A 5,346-nucleotide genomic window follows, 5' to 3' on the forward strand; every position below is an offset into this window, starting at 1 on the left:
GCAAGTCAGTGATTTTAGTATTTTAGTCGCTGAATCCCAAATGACCGGCGTTGACTGGGACATTGTTTTTGTTTCAGCGTTAGCGGGCCGCAGTGGCTTTCCACCCAATAGTGACGAGGCCACCCAACCTTTGACTGTAATGACGAAAAAAATAAAAAGTGGAATGATCAACGAGTTTTTAACCTTCAATAGAAATGGCGAGCTGGTCACGCTTTACTAACGCATTAGATCAAGCAGTTCACTTTAGAGGATGGTTTTTCGATGGTACAAATAACCGACCTTGCAGCAGAGCAAAAGATGCTGCCTTTACTTCGCCAAGCATTCCGTCCCATGTTCCTGTTTGGCGCAAGTTTTAGCGTGATTGCCATGGCGCTATGGGGATTAGCGTTAAATGGACATATCCAGTTACATCCCTTCGCCGACATGCTGTTTTGGCATAGTCACGAAATGCTGTTTGGGTTTGTTTCTGCCATTATCATTGGTTTTTTACTGACGGCGGTTCAAAATTGGACCGGAATTCGTGCCCCCCACAATAAAACCCTGCTATTTATCACGCTTCTTTGGCTAAGTGGACGTTTACTACTGTTATTTGGCCAAGACTTGTCGTTATATGTTGTAGCTGGCGTTGATTTAAGCTTTTTGCCTATCTGCGCCATATTACTGGCAAAACCCCTGATTCAGGTCAATCAACAGCGTAATCTGTTTTTCGTCCCCGTGTTGTTACTCTTAACCTTTTGTAATGCCATGATGTATTTTGGCCAAGCGAATCAACGACACGACATCCAACTCTTAGGCGCTCAAAATGCGGTTTGGTTAATCACGTTACTGATTGTGATTATTGGTGGGCGCGTAATCCCTATGTTTACCGCCAATGGCACCCAAACCGCAAAAGTTGCGGCCATAAAATGGCTGGATATGTCTGCCCTAGGCACCTTGTGGGCTATTTTTGCTCTGCACTTTTTTAATCTAAACAGCACCATACCGCCTGCGATGATGAGCGGTTTATTTGCCATCAGTGCCTTGTTAACCGCCATACGCTGTGGGCGATGGAAGATTTGGGTCACAGTAAAAGTGCCAATTGTTTGGTCTTTGCACCTCGCCTACTGGTTTATCCCATGTGGATTAGCTTTATATAGCGCACGCTATGCGGGCTTTAATATCAGCAACAGTATCGTGCTGCATGTCTTTACTACCGGAGGGATGGGACTAATGATTTTAAGCATGATTGCCCGAGTATCCCTAGGCCATAGTGGCCGTATCATTAAACCCAAACCCCTTATTTCCTGTGGGTTTGTTATGATCTTTATTGCCGCTATTTTACGCACGCTATTTATTGCACTTTGGCCCAGCAATATCATGCATTGGTTAACCCTTGGTGCTATCGGATGGGTAGCTGCATACCTCATTTACGTATTGGTGTATTTTCCCATCCTCACCACACCACGACCGGATGGCCGCCCCGGTTAAGCCCTATCCCCCTAGCCCGTTTCTCCTGTAAAAATGCGTACATACGTATTCACATTGCACTGTCACAGCAAGATTGTGATAGTGCCTTAGATGCCATGTATCCCACACTGTAAGCACAAATCGATACCGTATTTATGACAAACCATTACCCAGCTTAAGGATAAGAGACTTATTTTATGCACTAAACATAAAAAACCCCGATATCAATCGAGGTCTTTAGTATGGTGACGTTAATGTCAGCCCTTAGATTTACGCGCAAGGGCTATGGGGTTTACGCCAGTACCTGCTTTAATGCTTCTACACAAGCATCAGTTTCTTCAGGTGTACCTACGCTTATTCTTGACCAGGAATCAAAGCCCGGCCATGTGCGTCCCACCACTTTAATGCCTTTCGCTTTCATTTTTTCAGCAAATTGGTCGTGGGGCATGCCGGTATCCAGATAGATAAAGTTACCTTGAGGCTTTTTAGCATAAGGGCGTCCCAATGATTCTGCCGCGGCGACTAGCTTGGCTCGCTCTACTTGAACTCTGCCACGCATTGTCTCGAGATTTTGGTGATCATCCATACTTGCCATTCCAGCCACTAGTGCCAGATAGTTAACGCCCCCCATCCGTAACTTTTGACCCATTTTTGCCGCCTGCTCAGCCGGCATAATGGCATAGCCCAAACGTTGCCCGGCCATTGCATGGATTTTAGAGAAGGTACGGCAGATAACCACATTGTATCCATCGGCCACCAATTTGGATTGTACGTTTGCCGGATACGCATCAGACATTTCAATGTAGGCTTCATCAATGAAAACCTGTACTTTCTTTGATACACGCTTAGCAAAGGCCGTAAGTTTAGCCGGGTCGAGCACCTTACCAGTAGGATTATTAGGGTTACAAATGTACACAGCTGTTGTGTCGTCGGTAACCGCAGCTTCTATAGCATCGAGATCAAACCCCATTTCCCCGTCAAGTGGAACATAATTTACGTCAGCGCCCATGAACTCGGCACCACGTGGGATCCCTTCGTAAGTCGCCATTGAGGTAACCAACTTACCGCCGTTTTCCATGATCCATTCAGCATAACCAAACAAAATAGGAGATGAACCGTTTGTAACCACGATTTGGTCTGTTGAAACACCTTCTTGCTTCGCAATTTTAGCTTTCAGCACATCCACGGTGGCATCGGTATATCGTGCAAGATTGAATAATTCACCTTGCATTGCAGCCACTGCTTTCTTAGACGGACCAAAGGCATTTTCGTTTGAGGAAAGTCGGATCAGCCCATCATTTACGTTAGGGGTGGCAGATGGAAAGTGCTCGGTTTTCATGCCCGCAGCATGGAGTTCTTTAACGCTGCTATCAAAGCAGCCCGTTAAGGCAATGGCGCCTGCGCCTGCACTAAAGGTTTTTAACCATTTTCTTCTCGACATGTCCGTAGAAGGCATAAATTCAGTGTTATCCGAAGCCATAATATCTCTCTTTTACTGTTTTCTGTATGGAGGATTTCTCGTTGCATGCTTGTAATTAATGAGGTGCTTTTCTCATTCAAAGTACGAATGCAGCACTTGATATGCAACAGATGTTCCAGAAACCTGCCATCAAGGCACCCGCCCCTCATTAAAGGACAAATGACATTAATATGCGATGAGTAACAAATTGCTGGCGGAAACATAGGCGATAAACGAACGCAATTCATCCAACCTGGTGCAATAAATTGGTGCGATGCCTCAATTTGGTCAACCAAATTTGGGTGTTAGAAGCAAAGACAATATTGAGTGAAATACATACCGCGGAATGTACAATGCATTTCACCTATTTGATATTTACTTAGACTCTATTTTTAAATAAGCAACAAGGTTTAACTCAAAGAGGAAATATGTGGGCTAAAAATAATGATAAGAAATAATATAGCCCACATTAGTATGTTTATACGTATAGATAATACATATTAAGGGAATTATTATGGATGATTTTTATAAACCACAATACTTTCTTAAGGCGCCAGTACGCATAATTTTAGGCTCTGTATTTAGCAGGTCTACATTATCAAATGCTGGATCGTTAAGGTTTTTTGAATCTGGAAATACAACCGTTACATTGTCACCACTATCGTCGCTGTATACTGCGGCCCACATATTTGCATTACGTAACATCGCCAACTCAGTATACGCACACATCATCCAACGACTTGCTGCCGCTGTACGTTCCTGAAATTTGGGAATGTTTAATATTGAATACCCTTTTTCCCGTTTGATTTCTGTCACGACATAATCAAATGCAGAGATATTTCTCTCTTCGGAAGATACCGAAAATAACTCTTCTGCTTTCACGGGGAATTGATAGGTAATAATCAAAAATAACGATGTTAGCATAATCAATTTCATAACTTTCTCCTTGTTAATGAGTGAACTAGGCTTAGGGGCGAAAACACGATGGAATGATATCGGCGTCACATTTGGTAAGCAAGGAGTAGCTTATTATGAATACTGGATGAAATCAAAGCGTTAACCTAATTAAGTTACCGCTGAATCATCAAACTTCATTTCTTAATACACATTTCACATTACCTAAACAGAATGAATAATAAAAAAGCATTATCAAAAATAAAGCTAATGATTATTCAATGGGGAAATATTGCATTTACAACTCGTTTTGATTATAAGTACCACCGGAATGGATTCTTGAACTCAAAAACTGTCATTCAAGCGTCTTTTCTAGTTAATTACGGATTAATTTAAATGGAAAAAACACAATTTTTGTGTGCCGATTCCGCGCTATACGTAACCATTGAAGAGTACGGTACAAGCTATGTTGTAATATCAAGCGAAACAATGGCAGCGGAGGCCTAATAGGAATGCTAGTGGTTGCAGCTATAAACCAGATAGCAGAAACAGTCAGTGATACAGGATTTGAAATAGCCGCCATTAGCTCGGCACGATTACTTTCTTCAGACATTTATAATGGCTTACTATATGGTCCTCGCTCTCCTAATTATGGGCAACCAGCCCCTAGTGAGAAAAAGAATTAATTAGTTGCCTCTATAGACCTAAAAAATCTATTTAGCCTAGCCCAAGTAAATACTTGGGCTTTTTTATATTGGTTATTAGAATATCGCGCTATAGAGATACGGGCTGCTGAAAACAGACAATACAATGGCAATACATTCAACAGATCGCGTAAATAGGCGATAAGAAAAGCAGGAAGATAAAAGAAAATAGCAAATCACATAAGGAATAATAAATATAAAATACTGCCACCATTCCCGTAGCAAAACGATCTCTTGGCTCGATAAATACAAAGGATATATTGGTATGACGCAGGCATAGAAAGTCTTTGTAATATCATATTGTAAAGAGGTAAACCCAATTAGCATGACGCCATTTAAATATACCAGTAATAGAATTAGCCCAACCTTAACCACGCTCCAAATAAGCCCTCCATGAGGCAGCGCATTTATGGCGAACACAATAAGAGAAAATACGATTGCACAGCCAATCGCTTGTTCTAAGGTCTGATTAAATACCGTTCTATTCATTGACCTTGCTCCTCGTAGCCCAGTAATTCCATTAGCCGACGAGAATGGTATTCCTTGGCCCGTTGCTTTTGACGGCCAAACGCTCCCTTACGGGCTAAAAGAATTCCACCGAGTAACGATAGAGCTATAAAATCGAACAATGTGTTATTTGCTGTAGCATGTATGTGTTGTTCACGTATATCAAAAAACTGCATGAAAAAGGCACATAAAAATAATGTCCCCAACATATACCACTTCAACATTCGCTTAATTGAGACGACTTTATTTGAACCAAACACCTTCATCAAAGCCATTGACGGTAGGAATGCAACTATCAGGAAGATCCACACGCTGAGATCAACATACCCCCTTACC

5 protein-coding genes and 2 pseudogenes are annotated in these 5,346 nt (G+C 42.0%); 3 read left to right on the plus strand and 4 right to left on the minus strand.

Annotated features, from left to right (window positions below; translation table 11 throughout):
- Positions 1 to 220, plus strand: a pseudogene (locus V5298_RS19630) (ribonucleotide reductase subunit alpha); the annotation flags it as partial.
- A 41-nt stretch (positions 221 to 261) separates the two neighbouring features.
- Positions 262 to 1,467 carry an NnrS family protein gene (locus V5298_RS19635; protein ID WP_332933119.1) on the plus strand — a complete coding sequence of 402 codons (1,206 nt, stop codon included), beginning with the start codon at positions 262 to 264 and terminating at the stop codon, positions 1,465 to 1,467.
- Positions 1,468 to 1,738: 271 nt separating this feature from the next.
- Here the strand turns inward: V5298_RS19635 and V5298_RS19640 are convergent, their stop codons facing one another.
- Both V5298_RS19640 and V5298_RS19645 read right to left on the minus strand, forming a co-directional pair.
- Positions 1,739 to 2,926, minus strand: coding sequence for a histidinol-phosphate transaminase (locus tag V5298_RS19640; protein WP_332933120.1), 1,188 nt, complete (start codon positions 2,924 to 2,926; stop codon positions 1,739 to 1,741).
- Between the two features lie 504 nt (positions 2,927 to 3,430).
- Positions 3,431 to 3,841 (minus strand): hypothetical protein, encoded by a 411-nt coding sequence (locus V5298_RS19645; protein ID WP_332933121.1) that lies wholly within the window; start codon positions 3,839 to 3,841, stop codon positions 3,431 to 3,433.
- A gap of 378 nt (positions 3,842 to 4,219) precedes the next feature.
- On the opposite strand from V5298_RS19645, the pseudogene V5298_RS19650 reads away from it, so the two are divergent.
- A pseudogene (locus tag V5298_RS19650) lies at positions 4,220 to 4,485 on the plus strand (GNA1162 family protein); the annotation flags it as partial.
- A gap of 75 nt (positions 4,486 to 4,560) precedes the next feature.
- On the opposite strand, the gene V5298_RS19655 reads toward V5298_RS19650, so the two are convergent.
- The gene (locus tag V5298_RS19655) at positions 4,561 to 4,992 is read right to left on the minus strand and encodes a hypothetical protein (protein WP_332933122.1); all 432 of its coding nucleotides are present in this window, start codon (positions 4,990 to 4,992) and stop codon (positions 4,561 to 4,563) included.
- Positions 4,989 to 5,346 (minus strand): hypothetical protein (locus tag V5298_RS19660; RefSeq protein WP_332933123.1); only part of this gene is annotated, 358 nt, incomplete at its 5' end. The genes V5298_RS19655 and V5298_RS19660, both read right to left, overlap by 4 nt.

Origin of the sequence: Alteromonas sp. 14N.309.X.WAT.G.H12 (genome assembly GCF_036697315.1) — a bacterium.
In the GTDB taxonomy this organism is placed as follows: domain Bacteria; phylum Pseudomonadota; class Gammaproteobacteria; order Enterobacterales; family Alteromonadaceae; genus Alteromonas.

What these genes read in the sequence shown, in the direction of transcription:
- V5298_RS19635 (WP_332933119.1), top strand. Translation starts at nt 262, where the DNA reads ATGGTACAAATAACCGACCTTGCAGCAGAGCAAAAGATGCTGCCTTTA.
- V5298_RS19640 (WP_332933120.1), bottom strand. Translation starts at nt 2,926, where the DNA reads ATGGCTTCGGATAACACTGAATTTATGCCTTCTACGGACATGTCGAGA.
- V5298_RS19645 (WP_332933121.1), bottom strand. Translation starts at nt 3,841, where the DNA reads ATGAAATTGATTATGCTAACATCGTTATTTTTGATTATTACCTATCAA.
- V5298_RS19655 (WP_332933122.1), bottom strand. Translation starts at nt 4,992, where the DNA reads ATGAATAGAACGGTATTTAATCAGACCTTAGAACAAGCGATTGGCTGT.